At 66.3% G+C, this 19,114-nt stretch carries 16 protein-coding genes and 1 tRNA gene; 8 read left to right on the plus strand and 9 right to left on the minus strand.

What is annotated here, in order from left to right:
* Positions 1–6 precede the first annotated feature (6 nt).
* Positions 7–1,020 (minus strand): tripartite tricarboxylate transporter substrate binding protein, encoded by a 1,014-nt coding sequence (locus tag AC07PV_RS04935; RefSeq protein WP_492806461.1) that lies wholly within the window; start codon positions 1,018–1,020, stop codon positions 7–9.
* A 112-nt stretch (positions 1,021–1,132) separates the two neighbouring features.
* On the opposite strand from AC07PV_RS04935, the gene AC07PV_RS04940 reads away from it, so the two are divergent.
* Entirely contained in the window at positions 1,133–2,059 is a 927-nt protein-coding gene (locus AC07PV_RS04940) for a LysR family transcriptional regulator (protein ID WP_369643891.1), read from the plus strand.
* Positions 2,060–2,161: 102 nt separating this feature from the next.
* On the opposite strand, the gene AC07PV_RS04945 is transcribed toward AC07PV_RS04940, so the two are convergent.
* The 3 genes from AC07PV_RS04945 to AC07PV_RS04955 form a co-directional block, all read right to left on the minus strand.
* Positions 2,162–3,322, minus strand: a complete 1,161-nt coding sequence (locus AC07PV_RS04945; RefSeq protein ID WP_494629604.1) for a DUF4382 domain-containing protein — start codon at positions 3,320–3,322, stop codon at positions 2,162–2,164.
* Positions 3,323–3,536: 214 nt separating this feature from the next.
* The gene (locus tag AC07PV_RS04950) at positions 3,537–4,166 is read right to left on the minus strand and encodes a hypothetical protein (RefSeq protein ID WP_494629605.1); all 630 of its coding nucleotides are present in this window, start codon (positions 4,164–4,166) and stop codon (positions 3,537–3,539) included.
* Between the two features lie 88 nt (positions 4,167–4,254).
* Complete coding sequence (locus tag AC07PV_RS04955; RefSeq protein ID WP_218294305.1) at positions 4,255–4,812, minus strand: DUF1003 domain-containing protein; 558 nt, start codon at positions 4,810–4,812, stop codon at positions 4,255–4,257.
* A gap of 250 nt (positions 4,813–5,062) precedes the next feature.
* On the opposite strand from AC07PV_RS04955, the gene AC07PV_RS04960 reads away from it, so the two are divergent.
* A complete protein-coding gene (locus AC07PV_RS04960) occupies positions 5,063–5,659 on the plus strand; it encodes a lipocalin family protein (protein ID WP_218294304.1) in 597 nt (198 codons plus the stop codon).
* Between the two features lie 180 nt (positions 5,660–5,839).
* Here AC07PV_RS04960 and AC07PV_RS04965 read toward each other — a convergent pair whose 3' ends face one another.
* The 4 genes from AC07PV_RS04965 to AC07PV_RS04980 are packed head-to-tail and all read right to left on the minus strand — an operon-like array spanning position 5,840 to position 11,490.
* On the minus strand, positions 5,840–7,516 hold the full coding sequence (locus AC07PV_RS04965; RefSeq protein WP_494629606.1) for an ABC transporter ATP-binding protein: 1,677 nt from the start codon (positions 7,514–7,516) through the stop codon (positions 5,840–5,842).
* Positions 7,513–8,559, minus strand: a complete 1,047-nt coding sequence (locus tag AC07PV_RS04970) for an ABC transporter permease (RefSeq protein WP_218294303.1) — start codon at positions 8,557–8,559, stop codon at positions 7,513–7,515. The genes AC07PV_RS04965 and AC07PV_RS04970 overlap by 4 nt, the downstream gene beginning before the upstream one ends.
* Positions 8,560–8,607: 48 nt before the next feature.
* Positions 8,608–9,639 (minus strand): microcin C ABC transporter permease YejB, encoded by a 1,032-nt coding sequence (locus AC07PV_RS04975; RefSeq protein ID WP_218294302.1) that lies wholly within the window; start codon positions 9,637–9,639, stop codon positions 8,608–8,610.
* A 42-nt stretch (positions 9,640–9,681) separates the two neighbouring features.
* Positions 9,682–11,490 carry an extracellular solute-binding protein gene (locus AC07PV_RS04980; protein ID WP_494629608.1) on the minus strand — a complete coding sequence of 603 codons (1,809 nt, stop codon included), beginning with the start codon at positions 11,488–11,490 and terminating at the stop codon, positions 9,682–9,684.
* 114 nt (positions 11,491–11,604) lie between these two features.
* Between AC07PV_RS04980 and fabI the strand changes: the two genes are divergently transcribed.
* Both fabI and AC07PV_RS04990 read left to right on the plus strand, forming a co-directional pair.
* Entirely contained in the window at positions 11,605–12,405 is an 801-nt protein-coding gene (gene fabI / locus AC07PV_RS04985) for an enoyl-ACP reductase FabI (RefSeq protein ID WP_218294300.1), read from the plus strand.
* Positions 12,406–12,481: 76 nt separating this feature from the next.
* Positions 12,482–13,330 (plus strand): DNA ligase, encoded by an 849-nt coding sequence (locus AC07PV_RS04990; protein WP_494629609.1) that lies wholly within the window; start codon positions 12,482–12,484, stop codon positions 13,328–13,330.
* Between the two features lie 106 nt (positions 13,331–13,436).
* Here the strand turns inward: AC07PV_RS04990 and AC07PV_RS04995 are convergent, their stop codons facing one another.
* Positions 13,437–15,809 carry an arginine/lysine/ornithine decarboxylase gene (locus tag AC07PV_RS04995; RefSeq protein WP_218294298.1) on the minus strand — a complete coding sequence of 791 codons (2,373 nt, stop codon included), beginning with the start codon at positions 15,807–15,809 and terminating at the stop codon, positions 13,437–13,439.
* Between the two features lie 144 nt (positions 15,810–15,953).
* Here AC07PV_RS04995 and AC07PV_RS05000 point away from each other — a divergent pair, with 144 nt between their 5' ends.
* The 4 genes from AC07PV_RS05000 (at position 15,954) to AC07PV_RS05015 (ending at position 18,992) form a co-directional block, all read left to right on the plus strand.
* Positions 15,954–16,379 (plus strand): NfeD family protein, encoded by a 426-nt coding sequence (locus tag AC07PV_RS05000; protein WP_218294297.1) that lies wholly within the window; start codon positions 15,954–15,956, stop codon positions 16,377–16,379.
* Between the two features lie 49 nt (positions 16,380–16,428).
* Positions 16,429–17,349 (plus strand): SPFH domain-containing protein, encoded by a 921-nt coding sequence (locus AC07PV_RS05005; RefSeq protein WP_218294296.1) that lies wholly within the window; start codon positions 16,429–16,431, stop codon positions 17,347–17,349.
* Between the two features lie 266 nt (positions 17,350–17,615).
* Positions 17,616–18,836, plus strand: a complete 1,221-nt coding sequence (locus tag AC07PV_RS05010; RefSeq protein ID WP_218294295.1) for a GGDEF domain-containing protein — start codon at positions 17,616–17,618, stop codon at positions 18,834–18,836.
* 66 nt (positions 18,837–18,902) lie between these two features.
* A tRNA-Ser gene (locus AC07PV_RS05015) sits at positions 18,903–18,992 on the plus strand.
* The last annotated feature ends 122 nt before the right edge of the window (positions 18,993–19,114 follow it).

Below are 19,114 nucleotides of genomic sequence, written 5' to 3' on the forward strand. Positions count from 1 at the left end.
CGGTGCCTATTCGGCGGTGATGCCCCGCTCCCTGATCAATTTGGCCCACTGCGGCATCTCTTTTTCGATCCGTGCGCGGGCCTGCTCGGGCGTCGATGGAATGGGGTCGAAACCGTCCTTGGCCATGCGCTCCTTGAGCGCCGGGGTGTTGAGCGCCTGGTTCAGGGTGGTGTTGAGTTTGTCGACGACCGGCTTGGGCGTGCCGGCCGGCGCGAACACGATGAACCAGGTTTCAAACGCGTAGCCAGGCAGGCCCGCCTCGGCAATGGTGGGCACGTCGGGCATGAGCGCCGAGCGCTTGGTACCGGTGACGCCCAGCGCCCTGAGCTTGCCCGCCTGCACGTGCGGCTGCGCGGCCGACAGCACCGGAAAGCTCAGCGCCACCTGGCCCGACATGGTGTCGATCATGGCCGGGCCGCCGCCGCGGTAGGGTATGTGCACGATGGGCGTGCCCGCCACGGCCTTGAACAACTCGGCCGACATGTGGAAGGTGCTGCCCGCGCCGGCCGAGCCATACGAGTACTTGCCCGGCTGCGCCTTGAGCAGCGCCACCAGTTCCTTGATGTTCTTGGCGGGCAAGGCGTTGTTGACCACCAGCACATGCTGCGAACTGGCCACCATGCCGATGGGCGCCAGATCCTTCAGGGTGTCGTAGGGCATCTTGGCCGAGAGGCTGGGGTTGATGGCCAGCGAGACGGTCTGCAGGCCGATGGTGTAGCCGTCCGGTGCGGCCTTGGCCACCATGTCCACACCGATATTGCCGCCCGCGCCGCCCTTGTTCTCGATGAACAGCGAGCCGCCCAGCGCCTTGCCCCATTCATCGGTGATGAGCCGCGCGGCGATGTCGGCGCTGCCGCCGGGCGCATAGGGGACCACGAGCTTGATGGCCTTGTTGGGAAAAGCCGCTGGCTGTGCCAGGGCCGCAGCGGGCGACAGCAGTGCCAGCGTGGCGGCGGCCGTTGCCGCCACAGCCAGCCGGCGGGGAAACAGGGACGGTGTCGGGGGGGTGGAATCGGTCATGGGTTGTCTCCTGCGGGTATTTGTTGTGGCTGGATCTTATGAGTGATGTTCAACGCCATAAATACCGTCAAAATCATTTCATTCATAAATTCAAAACACGAATGAGGTACCCATGGACGGCTTTTCGGACCTGCGCTTCTTTGCCTTGCTCATGAAGGAAGGCAGCCTGGCCGCCGCCGCGCAGCAGATGGGCATCACCCCGCCCGCGGTCAGCCGGCGCCTGGCCCAGCTGGAGCACCGGCTGGGCGTGCGCCTTCTGCACCGCACCACACGGCGCATCCACCTCACACCCGAGGGCGAGACCTACCTGCTGGATGGTGCCCGCATCCTGGGCGACCTGGAGGCGCTGGAGCGCACGGTGGCCGGCGCGCGCAGCTCGCCGCGCGGGCTCATCAAGCTGGCGGCCACCCTGGGCTTTGGCCGCGTTCACATCGCGCCCGCCCTGTCGGCCTTCTCGCGCGCCTACCCCGAAGTGGAGGTGCAACTGCACCTGACCGACCGGCCCGTGAACCTGGTGGAACAGGGCCTGGATGCCGCCGTGCGCTTTGGCGACCTGCCCGACTCGCGCCTCACGGCCCGCAGGCTGATGGCCAACCGGCGCGTGCTGTGCGCGTCGCCGGCCTACCTGGCCCACGCGGGCGAGCCCGCCCAGCCCGCCGACCTGCTGGCCCACCTGTGCATCGTGATCCGCGAAAGCGATGAAACCTATGGCACCTGGCACCTGCACCAGGGCGGGCGGCAGGAAACGGTGAAGGTGCGCGGCATGCTCAGCACCAACGATGGCGCGGCCGCCACCACCTGGGCCCTGGAAGGCCACGGCGTGCTGATGCGCTCCGAGTGGGACGTGGCAGCCCACCTGGCCGCTGGCCGCCTGCGGCGCGTTCTGCCCGCCTGGGCCTTGCCCGCGGCGGACGTGACGCTGGTGTACCCCACCCGCAGCGACCTGTCGGCCAAGACGCGGGCGCTGGCGGATTTCCTGGCGGCCTGGTTTTCCGGCGACCGGAAGGACCTCGTGGCGCGGCCGGCCGGAGAGCCCTGACATCACCGCCCTGGCCGACAGGTGCAGAGACGCGCCCCCCGTCCTGAAAGGCCGCCCCGCTGCCATTCATCGCAGGCGGGGCGGTGCCCTCCGCCCGCGGTGTCAGGGGAAGGTGAAATCCGTGGTTTGCACGGCACCCTCCGTCAGGACAGGCAGTGCCTGCGTCTTGTCGGCAAAACCACCCAGGCGGGCCTGAACAGCGTAGCGCCCCGCCGCCGCGGAGTCCGCGGCAAACACCAGGCTGGTGCCCGGTGCGGCATAGGGGGCGACCCGCGGCGCGAGGGTAGGCACCGTGAAGCCGTAGGCCCCTGTCACCCCGTCAACGCCCCGGCCGGCCACTTCGATCGTGCCCCCCACCGACAAGGGCTGGAGCACCCGCACCATGGTGTCCACCGGGGCGGTGCCCTTCACCGTCGCGACCGGAGATGGCGGCAGGCTCAAAGGCGCGGCGCCCGCGCCCACGGAAGTCACTGTCTCGGCGGCCACCGGAACCCCCGTGACCACCGTGGTGGTGCGCCCCGCACCCACGACGACCAGCGTGTAGCTGCCCGGAGCCACCGGCTGGAGCAGGAACCTGCCCGCGCTGTCGGGGGTGGTGGCGCGCACCAGCTCACCGTTGAACTGCAGGGAGACGCTGGTGCCCGTGCCGGGTTCCACATAGCCCTGCACACCGGAAACGAAGCGCGGGATCACCGACACCACGGGTTTGAGAAGATACTGGCCCGACGCGCCAGCGGCCACCACCGACTTGCAGGCATCGAAGTCCAGAACGAAGTCGGCCATCTGATTGGCGCCCACGTCGATATTCACATTCGTCTTGACGCCCGATTGCTGCCCGCTCGGCGTTTTCAGCGCGACTTCCGATGCGCCGGTGGGGAGCACCGAATTGGCCAGCGGCTGGGCCCCTGTGTTGCTGGCCAGCACGAGCCGCAACTGCGTGTACTTTCCCGCGGGCAGCGGCACCTGCCCCAGCTCCATGAGCACACCGTTCGTCAGCGTCAGCAGGTCCACCCTGCGTGCCGGGTTCAGCACGATCTCTGACCAGCCCGCATCGTTGTCCGAGGCATTGCTGCTCTGGTGGACGCGCACTTTCTCGACCGTGACATTCACGGCGGAATAGCCGCAGCTGGGGGCATCCGTCATCGCCAGGCGCAACGTGCCATTTCCGCTGGTTTCGCCACCTCCACCACCGCCCCCGCAGGCGGCAAGGCTGGCGATGGACAGTGCACACAGGACGGTGCGCAGACAAGGATGTGTTTTCATGGGGTGGCCTCTTTGGTGAGATGTTGGCGGCTGCGGGACCAGGGGAGCATCCCGAAGAATGTGAAAAATTCACACAAACAACCTTAGAGGCATTCCGGCGCGTGTCTGTAGGACAACACCCAGACTTGGCGACGAGCGGCGCACGCTCTCCGCGCCGCTTTCCACCACATGCCCGCACCGTCCAGCGTTGGGCCACCCATCGGCCCCCGGCCTCTCAGGCACCGTCCATCAGCGTGAGCGGCCCGAACGGCATGTGGTGCATCAGCTCGCGCAGCACCAGCAGGGTGGCCGCGAATGCAGCGCGGGCGGGCAACCCCTCCTGCGAAGCCGGACGCCCCTGGGATACGGAGACAAGCCGGTTGAACACATGCTCCAGGGCATCGAGAGTGAGCATGCGCCGCGGCCCTGGCGCAATGCCCGCCAGGGTGGCGATCTCGTGCAGCGCCGGGTCTGCGGAACAAGGCGCGACCACCGCACCCTGCGGCACCCAGGGGCGATGGCGGACATGGGCGGCGTAGACCTCGTCCTCCACCCGCGCAATGGCGGTCTCCAGCTCGAAGGGGGTGGGAAGCGCCCCGCGGAAAAAATCGCGCGCCGTCTTCTGGCTGCCCAGCGCCAGGGTCAGCACGACGGAGGGCAGCTGAGGATCCAGCCCCGTCGCCACCATGGTGTGCTCCGCCCCCATGTGCAGGGCGGTGGCCAGCTGCCCTGGCACGGCAAGGCCATGGACCCGGCGGTACAGCGCCGCGATATCGACGTCCGCATCACCCCCCTGGGGCGACGGCGATGAAGCCACCGGCGGGGACGGAGGGGACGAAGGAGATGGCGGGGATGGTGGGGGCATGGACATTCCGCGGTGTGGTGGGCAAGGAGCGGGAGGGCATGGCCCGGGCCCGCGTGGATGGCGGGAAGTCGTTCGTGGATCCATCCCGTCACGGCCGCGCGGCCTGCGTGACAAATCGCTGGTGGATCTCCACAGTCAGTGCTTCGACGCGCAGCGTGAGCTGGCGCGTCTGTTCGGTCAACAAGGTGTTTTGCTGCAGCAGCTCCAGCACCTGCGCGGCATTCTGCGCGGCAATGGCCTGACGTTGTTCGCTGGCGATGGCCAGCGCCTCGCGGTGCTGCGCATCCGCGTCGGCGTGGTGCTTGTCGCGCGCGGCCTGCCGCGTCTGGGCGAGCAGGATGAGTGGCGCGGCGTAGGCCGCCTGCAGGCTGAACGCAAGGTTGAGCAGGATGAACGGATAGGGATCGAACCTGGCGGCACCCAGCACGTTGATCAAGATCCACGCCGCCACGATCAGCGTCTGCGCACCGAGAAACAGCGGCGTGCCAAAGAACCGCGCAAAGGCCTCGGCCTGCAACGCAAACCGGTCCGTGCCGAAGGTAGGGGCCAGGTGCTCATGGCGCCGGTGAAAGCGCAAGGGGTCCACCCGGGGCGGGCCGTCTTCCAGGGGTGGGGCGTTGTGCGCAGGGTGGGGGTGGGCGGTCATGGGTGTTCCTCTCCGATCGGGGCGCATTCGCCAACAGGCAGCAAACAGGCAGAAGGCGCCTGGCCCCACTCTACGCCTGGACGACTGCCGCCGGTCCGTCAACGCCGCGCCGACAGGCGCTGCCAGCCTGCGCCTACACGCCGGGGCAGCCACCGTGCCTACAGTCGAACGCACAGACAACCGCCGCGCAGCGCATGCCCACAAAGCCCTGCAACGCACCCTCGAAAGCCGCCACCGCAGGAGCAATCCCATGCGCATCCACGCCATGCCTCGCCGCCACTCCCCCTGGTCCCTGGTGATCGGAGCCACCGCACTGATGGCGCTGCTGGCGCTCACGGCCTGCTCCACGCCACGCACGCCCGAAGGCATCCAGGCCGTGACCGGCTTCGATGTGGACCGCTACACCGGCCACTGGCACGAGGTGGCGCGCATCGACCACTCGTTCGAGCGCGGGCTCACCCAGACCAGCGCCACCTACAGCCGCAACCCCGACGACACCGTGAAGGTGGTGAACCGGGGGTACGACCCGGTGCGCAAGGAGTGGAAGGAGGCCGAGGGCACGGCAAGCTTCGTCGATGCGCCCACGCGCGCGGCGTTGAAGGTGTCGTTCTTCGGGCCGTTCTACGGCGGCTACAACGTGGTGGCGCTGGATGAGAACTACCAGTGGGCCATGGTGGTGGGCTCCAGCAAGGACTACCTGTGGATCCTGTCGCGCACCCCCACCCTGCCCTGGCATGTGCGCGAACACCTGATCGAGCGTGCGCAGTCCATGGGCATCGACGTGGGCCGCATCCTGTGGGCGCCGCCCGCCAGTGAACAGCACGCCAGGCGCGCAGTGATGACCTGAGGCAAGGCCAGGCGCTGCAGGCGTGGAGCCCGTGCGCCGGATGCCAGCACCTGGCCGCGGCGAAGCACCGCGATGCGATGTGGTGCGCCGCACCCAACCGGCATGAAGCCTCTTTTTGCTACCAATTAAATAGCGCCCCGCGATTTCACCACAAGCGCCAGCGGCCATTTCGGCCAAAAACTACTCCGCCCCGGGCACGGTGGCGGCGGCCACCAGGCGCTGGGTGTACGGGTGCCGGGGTGCGTCCAGCACCTCGTCCACGCTGCCGCTTTCCAGCACGGTGCCATCCTTCATCACCAGCACCTGGTGCGCCATGGCCCGGATCACGTCCACGTCGTGGGTGATGAGCAGGTAGCTCAGGCCCTTTTCTTTCTGCAGGCGCTGCAGCAGGCCCAGCACCTGCTGCTGGATGGTGACGTCGAGCGCGCTGGTGGGCTCGTCGAGCACGAGCACCTGCGGTTGCACGATGAGGGCGCGCGCGATGGCCAGGCGCTGGCGCTGCCCACCGGAGAATTCATGCGGGTAGCGCTCGAGCAGCCGCGGGTACTGGGCCTCGGCCAGGCCCACCTCGGCCAGCGCGGCCTCGACCCGGGCGCGCCGCTGGGCCACGCCCAGCGCGGGCTCATGCACCTTGAGGCCCTCGCCCACGATCTCTTCGACCGTCAGGCGCGGAGAGAGCGACGAGAACGGGTCCTGGAACACCACCTGCACGCGGCGGCGCAGCTGCTGGTTGGCGGGCGTGTTGCGCATGGCGGGCTGCTGCCACGCCTGCCCGCCGACCTGCAGCTGGCCGGTGCAGGGCAGCAGGCCCAGGATGGCCTGCGCCAGCGTGGATTTGCCCGACCCGGATTCGCCCACCACGCCCAGCGTCTCTCCGGGCGGCAGCGCGAGCGTGGCGGCCTGCACGGCCACGAACTCGCCTTTCTGGAACCATCCCCGCACGCCGGGGAGCGGCGTGGGGTACACCACGCGCAGGTCCTGCGTCTGGACCACCGGCGGCGTGCCCGCGGGGGAATCGGCGGGTGCCACGTCACGGCGCGGCTGGCTGGCGATCAGGCGGCGGGTGTAGGCATGCTGCGGCGCGCCGAACACCTCGGCCACGGGCCCCTGCTCCACCAGCACGCCCTGCTCCATCACGGCCACGCGGTCCGCGAAGCGGCGCACCAAGTTGAGGTCGTGCGTGATCAGCAGCACCGCCATGCCGTTCTGCCGCTGCAGATCGGACAGCAGGTCCAGGATCTGGCCGCGCAGCGTGACGTCGAGCGCGGTGGTGGGTTCGTCGGCCAGCAGCAGCTGCGGCTCGCTGGCCAGGGCCATGGCGATCATGGCGCGCTGGCGCTGGCCGCCCGAGAGCTGGTGGGGAAAGCTGTTGGCGCGGCGCGCGGGCTCGGGAATGCCGGTCTTGGCCAGCAGCGCAACGGCGGCCTGCGCGCATTGCTCGCCCGTCAGGCCTTTCTTGAGCTGCAGGATCTCGGCGATCTGCGTGCCAATGGTCATCAGCGGGTTGAGCGCGGTCATCGGCTCCTGGAAGACCATGGCGATCTCGCCGCCGCGCACGCCCCGCATCTCGCGCTCCGTGAGCGCCAGCAGATCGCGCTGCCCCCGCAGCATGGCCTGGCCGGTGATGGCGGCATTGCCCGCCAGCCGCAGCAGGCTGAGCGCGGTGATGGTCTTGCCGGAGCCGGACTCGCCCACCAGCGCGAGTTTTTCGCCGGCTGCGATGGTGAAGCTGGCCCCGCGCACCACCTCCTTGGCGCCGAAGCGCACGTGCAGATCCCGCACGTCGAGCAGCGGGGCAGCGGGAGCGCCCCCGGGGGGCAGCGAGGACATGCCGGTGCCAGGCGTGGGGGCGATCATTGATCGGCCTTTCGGGGGTCGAGGGCGTCCCGCAGCGCATCGCCCATGAAGGTCAGCAGCAGCAAGGTGGTGACCAGCACGGCGAAGGTGGACAAGGAAATCCACCACGCGTCGATGCTGTTCTTGCCCTGGCTCAGCAGCTCGCCCAGCGACGGCGTGCCGGGCGGCACGCCCAGGCCCAGGAAGTCGAGCGAAGTGAGCGCGAGGATGGCCGCGCTCATGCGAAACGGCAGGAAGGTCACCACCGGGGTGAGGCTGTTGGGCAGGATGTGGCGCCAGATGATCTGCGCATTGCCCACGCCCAGGGCCCGCGCCGCCTTCACGTAGTCGAGCTGGCGGTTGCGCAGGAACTCGGCGCGCACGTAGTCCGACAGGCCCATCCAGCCAAACAGGGAGAGAAGGATGAGCAGCAGCGAGATGCTCGGGGCGAACACGGCGCTGAAGATGATGAGCAGGTACAGCTCGGGCATGGAGCCCCAGATTTCCATGAAGCGCTGGAACGCCAGATCGGTCTTGCCCCCAAAGAACCCCTGGATCGCCCCCGTGACCACCCCAAGCAGCACGCCCGTCACCGTGAGCGCCAGGCCGAACAACACGCTCACGCGAAAGCCGTAGAGCAGCTGGGCCAGCAGGTCACGCCCCCGGTCGTCGGTGCCCAGCCAGTTGTCGCCGGTGGGCGCCGACGGGTTGGGCGACTTGGCGAAGTAGTTGAGCGTGTTGGGCCCGTACGGATTGAGGGTGTACAGCGCCCAGTTGCTGCCCTGGCTCAGCCGGTTCTTGATGAAGGGGTCCAGGTAGTCGGTGGGGGTCTCGAAGTCTCCGCCGAACGTGGTCTCGGGGTAGTCCTTGAGCATCGGAAAGTAGGTGTGCCCCTCGTAGCGCACGATGAGCGGCCTGTCGTTGCTGACCAGTTCGGCGCACAGGCTCAGCAGCACCAGGGCACTGAAGATCAACAGGCTCCAGTAGCCCAGGCGGTTGCGCCGAAAGCGCAGCCACGCGCGGCGCGCGGGAGAGAGCGAAGGCGATGGAGAGGCAGGGCTCATCAGGGCTGGCTGTTCGTTTGGTTCAAGCTGGCTGGGCGGGCTGGCGGGCTAGTCAAACTTCACGCGGGGGTCCACCCACACGTAGCACAGGTCGCTGACCAGCTTGGTCACCAGGCCGATCAGCGTGAACAGGTACAGCGTGCCCAGCACCACGGGGTAGTCGCGGCGGATGACGCTGTCGTAGCTGAGCAGGCCCAGCCCGTCGAGGGAGAACAGTGTCTCGATCAGGAGCGAGCCCGTGAAGAACGCACCGACGAACGCGGCCGGAAACCCGGTGATGATGGGGATGAGCGCGTTGCGAAACACGTGCTTCCACAGCACCTGCCGCTCCGACAGGCCCTTGGCGCGGGCCGTGAGCACGTACTGCTTGCGAATCTCTTCCAGGAACGCGTTCTTGGTGAGCATGGCCGTCACCGCGAAGCTGCCCAGCACCATGGCCGTGACGGGCAGCGTGATGTGCCACAGGTAGTCCACGATGCGCGCGCCCCAGGAAAGCTCGTCCCAGTTGGCCGAGGTCAGGCCCCTGAGCGGGAACCACTGCAGCTGCCCGCCAAAGATCACCAGCAGCGCCACGCCCAGCACGAAGCCCGGAATGGCATAGCCCACGAGGATGATCAGCGTGGTCACGAGGTCGAACCGCGAGCCTGCCCGCACCGCCTTGGCCACACCCAGCGGCACGGCCACCAGGTAGCTGATGAAGAAGGTCCACAGGCCCAGACTGATGGAGACGGGGAGCTTTTCCTTCACCAGATCCCAGACGGCCTTGTTCTGGAAAAAGCTCTGGCCCAGGTCGAAGCGCGCAAACTGCCCCAGCATCTGCAGGAAACGCTCGTGCGCGGGCTTGTCGAAGCCGTACAGCGCCTTGATCTGCGCAAGCCGCTTGGGGTCCACGCCCTGGTCGCCCCGGTAGGCCATGCCGCCCGATTCCACGCCGCTCTTGCCCGCGGCCGTGCGCGCTTCGGCCAGGTACTGCTCCACCGGCCCCCCCGGCACGAACTGGATCACCGCGAAAGTCACGAGCAGCACCCCCAGCAGGGTGGGCAGCATCAGCAGCAGGCGTTTGGCGATGTAGGCGAGCATGGGATGGAAAGGGTGACTCTCAGGGCTGCGGCGGCTTCGGGGTCATGGCTTGAGGCTCCACCATGAGTACATGAGCCATTCCTCCGCCTTGGCATAGGGCGGCATCGGCTCCTTGTAGGCCAGGCGCTGCTGGTTGTACACCACGCGGTGCGAGGCCAGCGTCCACTGCGGTATGAGGTAGTGGCTGTGCATGATCACGCGGTCCAGGGCGCGGCAGGCGGGAAGCATCTCCGACTGGCTGCGCGCACGGGTCAGCGCCGTCACCAGGGCATCCACCGCAGGGCTCTTCACGCCCGCGTGGTTGCTGGAGCCTTCCACATCGGCCCCCTTGCTGCCGAACAGCTCCTTCATGGCCTGCCCCGGGTTGTAGGTGCCGGGGTAGTTCAGGCTGACCATGTCGTAGTCGAACCTGTCCATGCGCTGCAGGTACAGCGCAAAGTCCACCGACGAGAACCGCAGCGTGATGCCGAGCTTTTCCAGATTGCGCATCCAGGGGGTGACGGTCCGGGCCCCCGCTTCCTTGCTGTCCAGGTATTCGATCTCCATGGGATCGCCCTTGGCGTTGCGCAGGGCGCCGTCGCGGTACGTCCACCCCGCATCGGCCAGCAGCTGGCGGGCGCGGCGCAGGTTATCGCGCAGCGAATGGCCGTCTCCCTCCGTCACGGGCGGCGTGTACATGGGGCCGAACACGGCGTCGGGCACCTTGCCGCGCCAGGGCTCCAGCAGGGCCAGCTCCTCAGGCCCCGGCGTACCCGTGGCTTCGCAGCTGGTGTTTCCGAACAGGTCCTTCACGCGCGGGTAGCCGCCATAGAACATCTGGCGGTTCATCCACTCGTAGTCGATGGCCAGGCCCAGCGCCTCGCGCACGCGGACGTCCTGGAGGATGGGTCGGCGCGTGTTGAGCACGTAGCTCTGGAACCCCGCGGGCAGCCTGTGCGCCATGTCCTTCTTGACCAGCACGCCCTGCTTGAAGAGCTTGCCATCGATGCGGCGGGCCCAGTCGCCCGCCGAATAGATGGTCATGAAATCGAACTCGCCGGCCTTCATGGCCTCCAGCCGCGCGGTGTTGTCCTTGTAGATCTTGACCGTGATGCGGTCGAAATTGAAGGCGCCGCGGTTGACGTTGAGGTTGCGGCCCCAGTACTGGGGATCGCGCTCGTAGGTGATGTCGCGGCCGAACTTCATCGGCCCGATGCGGTAGGGGCCGCTGCCAATGGGAATGTCGGTCACGATCTCGTCAAAGCGCTTGGCCTTGCCATCGGGCTGGCGCCCCCAGGCGCGGCTGAAGACCGGGATGCCCCCGGCGGTCAACGGCAGTTCGCGGTTGGGCTGCTTGAATCGAAAACGCACGGTGCGCGTGTCCAGCACGTCGACGCCCGCCACCTCCTGCAGCAGCGTGGCGTAGCTGGGCGACGCGTAGGGGCCGATCAGCGTGTCGTAGCTGTACTTGACGTCCGCGGCCTCGACGGGATCGCCGTTGTGAAAACGCGCCTCGGGGCGCAGGCGGAACGTGGCGCTCAACCGGTCGTCGGCCACCTGCACATCCTCGGCCAGCAGGCCATAGGCGGAGGCCGTCTCGTCCATGGAGCCTGTCAGCAAGGTCTCGAACAACAGGTCGCTCAGGTACGCGGGCACCGAGCCCTTCATGGTGAACGGGTTGTACTTGTCGAACGTGGAATAGCGCAGGTTGCTCACCATGCGCAGCTCGCCGCCCTTGGGGGCCGCGGGGTTCACATAGTCGAAATGCGCAAAACCCGCCGGGTACTTGAGGTCGCCCCACAGCGCGTACCCATGCGCGGCCCACGCCGGGACGGCACACTCCATCAGCAGAAAAGTCAGCCAGAACCGCATGCGACAATTCTGCACTACGCCGAAGGTGCCGCCGCGCAGGCTGTGGAGATTCCCCCGCAGGCCGCCAGGGCGCCACGGCCCACGCCAATTTCCGCATTCCACAGGAGAACAACAATGGGTTTTCTGACCGGCAAGAAGCTGCTCATCACGGGTGTGCTGTCCAACCGTTCCATCGCCTACGGCATCGCCAAGGCCTGCCACGCGCAGGGCGCCGAGCTGGCCTTCAGCTACGTGGGCGACCGCTTCAAGGACCGCATCACCGACTTTGCCGCCGAGTTCGACTCCAAGCTGATCTTTGACTGCGACGTGGGCAGCGACGAGCAGATCGAGCGCATGTTCGCGGACCTGGCCCAGGTGTGGCCCAAGTTCGACGGTTTCGTGCACAGCATCGGTTTCGCCCCCCGCGAGGCGATCGCCGGCAACTTCCTCGAGGGCCTCTCGCGCGAGGGCTTCCGCATCGCCCACGACATCAGCGCCTACAGCTTCCCGGCCATGGCCAAGGCCGCCCTGCCCTACCTGAACGACAAGTCGTCGCTGCTCACGTTGAGCTACCTGGGCGCGCTGCGCACCATTCCCAACTACAACACCATGGGCCTGGCCAAGGCCAGCCTGGAAGCCTCCGTGCGCTACCTGGCCGAAGCCGTGGGCCGCACCGAGGACGGCCGCGCCATCCGCGCCAACGGCATCAGCGCCGGCCCCATCAAGACGCTGGCCGCCAGCGGCATCAAGGACTTCGGCAAGCTGCTCAGCCGCGTGGCCGACGCCTCGCCGCTGCGCCGCAATGTGACGATCGAAGACGTGGGCAATGTGGCGGCGTTCCTGCTGTCCGACCTGGCTTCGGGCATGACCGCCGAAATCACCTACGTGGACGGAGGCTTCAGCCAGACGGCCGGGCTGAGCGCCGACCAGGTCTGACCCGCCACGAAATACGAACCAGAATTCGCGCCAGCGCTTGATGGCAAAGCGCAAGCCGCTACACATTCAATAGCACATGCGCCGCAGAAGCTGCCTGGCATGGCTGGCGTGGGCCACGGCCCTGCCCTGCGCCCGTGCGGCGGATGCGCCCGCGCTGCTGCTGGCCAATGTGTACCGGCCTGGCATGCCGTTGGCGGACTACTGGGTCAGCGAAAAATACGACGGTGTGCGCGGCTACTGGGACGGCCAGGTCTTGCGCACACGCAGCGGCGAGACGATTGCCGCCCCGGCCTGGTTCACCGCCGGGTGGCCCGATACCCCCATGGACGGCGAACTGTGGGCCGGGCGTGGCCGATTCAGCCAGGCGCAGTCCACCGCGCGGCAGCAGCAGCCCGATGACGCCGCCTGGCGCCAGATGCGGTTCATGGTGTTCGACCTGCCCCGGCACGGCGGCACATTCGATGAACGGCTCGCCGCGCTCAACGCCCTGGTCGCGGGCATCGGCCAGCCCTGGGTGCAGGCCGTGCCGCAACAGCGCGTGGCGAGCGACGCTGCCCTGCAGTCGCTGCTGCAGCGCACGGTGCGTGCGGGGGGCGAAGGCCTGATGCTGCACCGGGGCGCCTCGCTGTACCGGTCAGGACGCAGCGACGATCTGGTCAAGGTCAAGACCCACGAAGACACCGAGGCCCGCGTGGTCGCCCACCTGCCCGGCAAGGGCCGTCATGCCGGGCGCATGGGCGCGCTGCTGGTGGAGATGCCTTCGGGCCAGCGCTTCCGGCTGGGCGCAGGATTCACCGAAGCCGACCGCAGCCATCCACCGCCGGTGGGCAGCTGGGTGACCTACCGCTATCGCGGCACGCACGGGGGCGGGCTGCCCCGGTTTGCCAGCTTCGTGCGCGTACGCGAGGACATGCCCGCGCGCTGAGCAGGCATGTCTTGCGCGCATTTGCTATTAAAAATATAGCAATGAGCGCTTGTCATTCAAGCGCTCCCGCCATCTTTATGCCCTAACCAAGAGTCCGCGCGGGCCTTCAGACAATGCGCCCGTAAGGGCCGTCGTCCCCCACCTGCACCAGGTTCTTGGCGGTGGCCAGCGGCTTGGGGTTCTTGCCGGGGGCCTTGTTCGCATCGGCCACGCAATCGGCGTAGTACCGCACCTGGCCGTTCTCGTCCTCCACCTCCACCAGGCCGTGGATGTCGGTCTCGAAGCCCGGGCACAGCTTGGCGAATTCGCGGGCGAACTTGAGGTAGTCCACGATCTTCTTGTTGAACACCTCGCCGGGGATCAAGAGCGGAATGCCCGGCGGGTACGGCGTGACCAGGCCCACGGTGATGCGGCCTTCCAGGTGGTCGATCTCCACCCGCTCGGTCTGGCGGTGCGCGATATGCGCGTACGCGTCCGAGGGCTTCATGGCGGGCGTGAGGTCCGACAGGTACATCTCGGTCGTCAGGCGCGCGATGTCGTACTTGGCATACATCTCGTGCACGTGCTGGCACAGGTCCTTGAGGCCCATGCGCTCGTAGCGCTTGTGCTGCTGGCAGAACTCGGGAAGGATGCGCCACATGGGCTGGTTCTTCTCGTAGTCGTCCTTGAACTGCTGCAGCGCCGTGAGCAGCGTGTTCCAGCGGCCCTTGGTGATGCCGATGGTGAACATGATGAAGAAGCTGTACAGGCCGGTCTTCTCCACCACCACGCCGTGCTCGGCAAGGTACTTGGTCACGATGGACGCGGGAATCCCGGTCTTGTCGAACTTGCCGTCCAGGTTCAGGCCCGGCGTGACGATGGTGGACTTGATCGGGTCCAGCATGTTGAAGCCGTCGGCCAGCTGGCCGAAACCGTGCCACTTGCTGCCGTTCTTCTTGCCCTTGCCATCACTACGGATGATCCAGTCCTCGGCCCGGCCCAGCCCTTCGTCCACGAGCTTGTCCGGCCCCCAGACCTTGAACCACCAGTCGTTCTTGCCGAAGTCATCTTCCACCTGGCGCATGGCGCGGCGGAAGTCCAGCGCTTCGAGCAGGCTTTCTTCCACCAGGGCCGTGCCGCCGGGCGGCTCCATCATGGCGGCGGCCACGTCGCAGCTGGCGATGATGCTGTACTGCGGGCTGGTGCTGGTGTGCATCAGGTAGGCCTCATTGAAGAGGTGCCTGTCGAGTTTCGTGGTCTGCGAATCCTGCACCAGCACATGGCTGGCCTGGCTGATGCCCGCCAGCAGCTTGTGGATGGACTGCGTGGCGTAGGTCACCGAATACTTGGGGCGCGTGCGCTTCTTGCCCATGGCATGGTAGCTGCCATAGAACGGGTGGAAGGCCGCGTGCGGCAGCCAGGCCTCGTCGAAGTGCAGGTTGTCCACATAGCCGTCGAGCATGCCCTTGATGGTCTCGGTGTTGTACAGCACGCCGTCGTAGGTGGACTGGGTGAGCGTGAGCACGCGCGGCTTGACCTTCTTGGCATCCACGCCCTTGAGCAGCGGATTGGACTTGATCTTGGCCTCGATGGCCTTGGGCTCGAACTCGCTTTGCGGGATGGGCCCGATGATGCCGAAGTGGTTGCGCGTGGGCTTCATGAACACGGGGATGGCCCCGGTCATGATGATGCTGTGCAGGATGGACTTGTGGCAATTGCGGTCCACCACCACCACGTCGCCCGGGGCCACCGTGTGGTGCCACACCATCTTGTTGGACGTGCTGGTGCCGTTGGTCACGAAGAAGCAGTGGTCGGCATTGAAGATGCGCGCGGCATTGCGCTCGCTCTCGCCGATGGCGCCGTTGTGGTCCAGCAGCTGGCCGAGCTCTTCCACCGCGTTGCAGACATCGGCGCGCAGCATGTTCTCGCCGTAGAACTGGTGGTACATCTGGCCCACGGGGCTTTTCAGGAACGCCACGCCGCCCGAATGGCCGGGGCAGTGCCAGCTGTACGAGCCGTCTTCGGCGTAGTCCAGCAGCGCCTTGAAGAACGGCGGCTGCACGCTCTCCAGGTAGCTCTTGGCTTCGCGGATGATGTGGCGCGCCACGAACTCGGGCGTGTCCTCGAACATGTGGATGAAGCCGTGCAGCTCGCGCAGGATGTCGTTGGGCAGGTGGCGGCTGGTCTTGGTCTCGCCGTGCACGTAGATCGGCACCTCGGTGTTCTTGCGCCGCACCTCGCCGATGAAGTTGCGCAGGCTCAGCACGATGGGGTCGAGCCCCTCGCCCACGGTGAATTCTTCATCGTCGATGGACAGGATGAAGGCGCTGGCACGGCTTTGCTGCTGCGCGAACTGCGACAGATCGCCGTAGCTGGTGACCCCCACAACCTCGAAACCCTCGGACTCGATGGCCTGCGCCAGCGCGCGGATACCGAGGCCCGAAGTGTTCTCGGAACGATAGTCTTCATCGATGATGATGATGGGAAAGCGAAACTTCATGCGCAGCCTCCGTGCAACCGTGCCCTGCCCGGCCAAAAAACGAAATAGGCGCGAAGTGTAAGGAATAACGTTGACGCGCCTTTGAACTGCCATGCTTTTGACCCAGAATGTGGTGCACTAAACACAAACAACGAGGAGTCGGCTATGGAGGAATCCACCATCTGGTGGCTGGCCGCGGGCGCTGTGGTCGTCGCGGAATTGCTCACGGGCACTTTCTACCTGCTCATGGTGGCGGTGGGCCTGGTGGCAGCCGCCCTGGCCGCGCACCTGGGCCTGCCGGTCACGGTGCAGATCGTGGCCGCCGCCATCGTGGGCGGGGGGGCGGTGGTGGGCTGGTACTACCTCAAGAAAAAACGTCCCGGAGACCCGTCCGCCCGCGCCGACCGCAGCGTGAACATGGACGTTGGCGAGACCATCCTCATCGAAGGCTGGAACCCGGACGGAACCACCACGGTGAAATACCGCGGCGCCACCTGGACAGCCATTCACCGCCCGGGCGTCACGCCCTCCACGGGCATGCACCGCGTGGCCGAACTGGTGGGCAACCGCCTGCTGGTCGATCCGCTGTAGGTAGCGGCCGCCAACGCTTCACTCCCAGAAAAGAAAAGAGAGGTTCTTCATGGAAATTGCCATCGTCATTCTCGTCATTGCCGTGATCTTCATCGCGCGCTCGGTCAAGGTCGTCCCCCAGCAGAACGCCTGGGTCAAGGAACGCCTGGGCAAATATGCCGGCACCCTCACACCGGGACTGAACTTCCTGGTGCCCTTTGTCGACAAGGTCGCCTACAAGCACAGCCTGAAGGAAATCCCGCTCGACGTTCCCAGCCAGATCTGCATCACGCGCGACAACACCCAGCTGCAGGTGGACGGCATCCTCTACTTCCAGGTCACCGACCCCATGCGGGCAAGCTATGGCTCCAGCAACTACATCATGGCGGTGACGCAGCTGGCGCAGACCTCGCTGCGATCGGTCATCGGCAAGCTGGAACTGGACAAGACCTTTGAAGAGCGCGACATCATCAACGCCCAGGTCGTGCAGGCCATCGACGAAGCCGCGTTGAACTGGGGCGTGAAGGTGCTGCGCTACGAAATCAAGGACCTGACCCCCCCGAAGGAAATCCTGCACGCCATGCAGGCCCAGATCACGGCCGAGCGTGAAAAGCGCGCCCTCATCGCCGCCTCCGAAGGCCGCCGCCAGGAGCAGATCAACATCGCCACCGGCGAGCGCGAGGCCTTCATCGCGCGATCCGAGGGCGAAAAGCAGGCCGTCATCAACAAGGCCCAGGGCGAGGCCGAATCCATCAAGGCCGTGGCCGAAGCCAATGCCCAGGCCATCGAACGCGTGGCATCGGCCATCCGCCAGCCCGGGGGCGAGCAGGCCGTCCAGCTCAAGGTGGCGGAAAAGGCGGTGGAGGCATACAGCCAGGTGGCTGCGGACTCGAACACCACGCTCATCGTGCCCAGCAACATGACCGAGGTGTCGGCACTGATTGGCTCGGCAATGAAGATGGTGCAAACCACGGGCACGCCACGCAACTGAGACCTCGCGACAGGCCGATGCCGTCGGCCTTGACCGCATCCAATGGGTGAACGGCACACGCTGGAGGGCACAGGCCACCAGCGTCCGGCGCCAGTCTTTACTTGCGATTCCGTGCATGGAGGTTCGTCCAGACCGCCAGCCGTTGCCCTGACCCCTGCACCGAGCCGGAAGCGTCGTGAATGCATCACGGTGCAGCCAACATGGCGTCGGCTAGGATGAGCGGCCATTTCGCCTTCCCACCGAGACACCTTCACGTACAAGAACCCATGGGCGCCACCCTCATCGTCGGCATGCTATGCGTGCATCTGCTGTGCTTTGGCGCCATGTTCCTGCTGATCAGCACGCGCCTGCACGGCAAGAAGATGGGCATGGAAGTGTTCGCCATCGGAAACTTCCTGCTGGGTTCAGCCTACGTGCTGCAACTGGCGGGCGGCCCTCCGGGATGGAACGCGATGAGCGTGGTCAACCATACGCTCACCCTGTGTGCACCAGCCGTCTACGGAGTCGGTGCCATGCGGTTCTTTGGCCGCCCGGCTCCGCTCTGGCGCCCTCTCCTCACACTGGCACTGGCCTACACCGCAGCGCAGGTGGTGGCGCAGTGGACGCTGGGAACAGCGGCCCGTTATGCCATGCTGGCGGGCGCGTCTGCCCTGCTCTTTGCGGCCATGATGGCCACCGTGATCCATGGCGCACGCACGTTTGCCAGAGATCTGCGCGTGGAGATGGTGCTGTTCGCCGCCCTGATCGGCGGCATATTCGCCCTGAATGCGGTGAAGTTCGTGACCGTTCTCCAGAACGGACTGGAGGCACTGGACATGGACAGCCGTTTCCAGACCGTGTTCTATCTGTACATGTCCTTTCTGGCGACCGTGCTGGCACCGTCCATTGTCTGGCTGGTGTTGCGCCGGCTCACCGATGAACTGCGCGCCATGGCGGCCCACGACCCACTGACACGGCTGCTGAACCGGCGCGGCCTGCTCGAAGGGTTGCAGGCGCATTTCCGCTCACGCACTGCAGGTCCTGCGCACCTGCTGATCGTGGACATCGATCATTTCAAACACATCAACGACAGCTACGGCCATCAGGTCGGCGATACCGTTCTGTGCCATGTGGCCGATGTGCTGAGAGAGACTGCCCGCCAGGGAGACCTCGCTTGCCGCCTGGGTGGAGAAGAGTTCGTTGTCATCTGCCTGAACACCGATGCAGAGGGCGCCATGCGCCTGGCGGAACGCACGCGCGCCGCCATCGAAAACACCGAAGTAATGACCGCCGCGGCACCAGGCGGCCCCATCCGCTGCACAGTGACCATCGGCATCTCGCCAGGTTTCGCTGACCCACAGGAACTTGACCGCGCCATGCAGCAAGCCGATGCAGCGCTGTACCGTGGCAAGAATGCTGGACGCAACCGCATCGAGAGGAACGATGATGCCGTACAAGCAAGCCCCTCCATGAAAACAGAACCACTCGCAGCGTCGCCAGCCCACTAAGAGCCACCAGTAAAATCAAGTCGACCACAGAAAATACCCAAAATCACTGCTACAATAGAAGGCTTCGGAGAGGTGGATGAGCGGTTTAAGTCGCACGCCTGGAAAGCGTGTGTGGGCTAATCCCCACCGCGGGTTCGAATCCCGCCCTCTCCGCCAGTTAGCTAAAAAATCAAGGACCTGGACAGATTGATCAATCCGTCCCACGAAGTCCCGCACATCCAAAGCCCCTTCTTCACAGATGGGGCTTTTTTTTGACCTGACGGGTTCAACGCTACCCC

The sequence above is a fragment of the Acidovorax sp. GW821-FHT09A11 genome, assembly GCF_059418365.1.

Excerpts from the sequence above, each read along its gene's own strand:
- AC07PV_RS04935 (WP_492806461.1), bottom strand. The coding sequence starts at position 1,020 with ATGACCGATTCCACCCCCCCGACACCGTCCCTGTTTCCCCGCCGGCTG.
- AC07PV_RS04940 (WP_369643891.1), top strand. The coding sequence starts at position 1,133 with ATGGACGGCTTTTCGGACCTGCGCTTCTTTGCCTTGCTCATGAAGGAA.
- AC07PV_RS04945 (WP_494629604.1), bottom strand. The coding sequence starts at position 3,322 with ATGAAAACACATCCTTGTCTGCGCACCGTCCTGTGTGCACTGTCCATC.
- AC07PV_RS04950 (WP_494629605.1), bottom strand. The coding sequence starts at position 4,166 with ATGCCCCCACCATCCCCGCCATCTCCTTCGTCCCCTCCGTCCCCGCCG.
- AC07PV_RS04955 (WP_218294305.1), bottom strand. The coding sequence starts at position 4,812 with ATGACCGCCCACCCCCACCCTGCGCACAACGCCCCACCCCTGGAAGAC.
- AC07PV_RS04960 (WP_218294304.1), top strand. The coding sequence starts at position 5,063 with ATGCGCATCCACGCCATGCCTCGCCGCCACTCCCCCTGGTCCCTGGTG.
- AC07PV_RS04965 (WP_494629606.1), bottom strand. The coding sequence starts at position 7,516 with ATGATCGCCCCCACGCCTGGCACCGGCATGTCCTCGCTGCCCCCCGGG.
- AC07PV_RS04970 (WP_218294303.1), bottom strand. The coding sequence starts at position 8,559 with ATGAGCCCTGCCTCTCCATCGCCTTCGCTCTCTCCCGCGCGCCGCGCG.
- AC07PV_RS04975 (WP_218294302.1), bottom strand. The coding sequence starts at position 9,639 with ATGCTCGCCTACATCGCCAAACGCCTGCTGCTGATGCTGCCCACCCTG.
- AC07PV_RS04980 (WP_494629608.1), bottom strand. The coding sequence starts at position 11,490 with ATGCGGTTCTGGCTGACTTTTCTGCTGATGGAGTGTGCCGTCCCGGCG.
- fabI (WP_218294300.1), top strand. The coding sequence starts at position 11,605 with ATGGGTTTTCTGACCGGCAAGAAGCTGCTCATCACGGGTGTGCTGTCC.
- AC07PV_RS04990 (WP_494629609.1), top strand. The coding sequence starts at position 12,482 with ATGCGCCGCAGAAGCTGCCTGGCATGGCTGGCGTGGGCCACGGCCCTG.
- AC07PV_RS04995 (WP_218294298.1), bottom strand. The coding sequence starts at position 15,809 with ATGAAGTTTCGCTTTCCCATCATCATCATCGATGAAGACTATCGTTCC.
- AC07PV_RS05000 (WP_218294297.1), top strand. The coding sequence starts at position 15,954 with ATGGAGGAATCCACCATCTGGTGGCTGGCCGCGGGCGCTGTGGTCGTC.
- AC07PV_RS05005 (WP_218294296.1), top strand. The coding sequence starts at position 16,429 with ATGGAAATTGCCATCGTCATTCTCGTCATTGCCGTGATCTTCATCGCG.
- AC07PV_RS05010 (WP_218294295.1), top strand. The coding sequence starts at position 17,616 with ATGGGCGCCACCCTCATCGTCGGCATGCTATGCGTGCATCTGCTGTGC.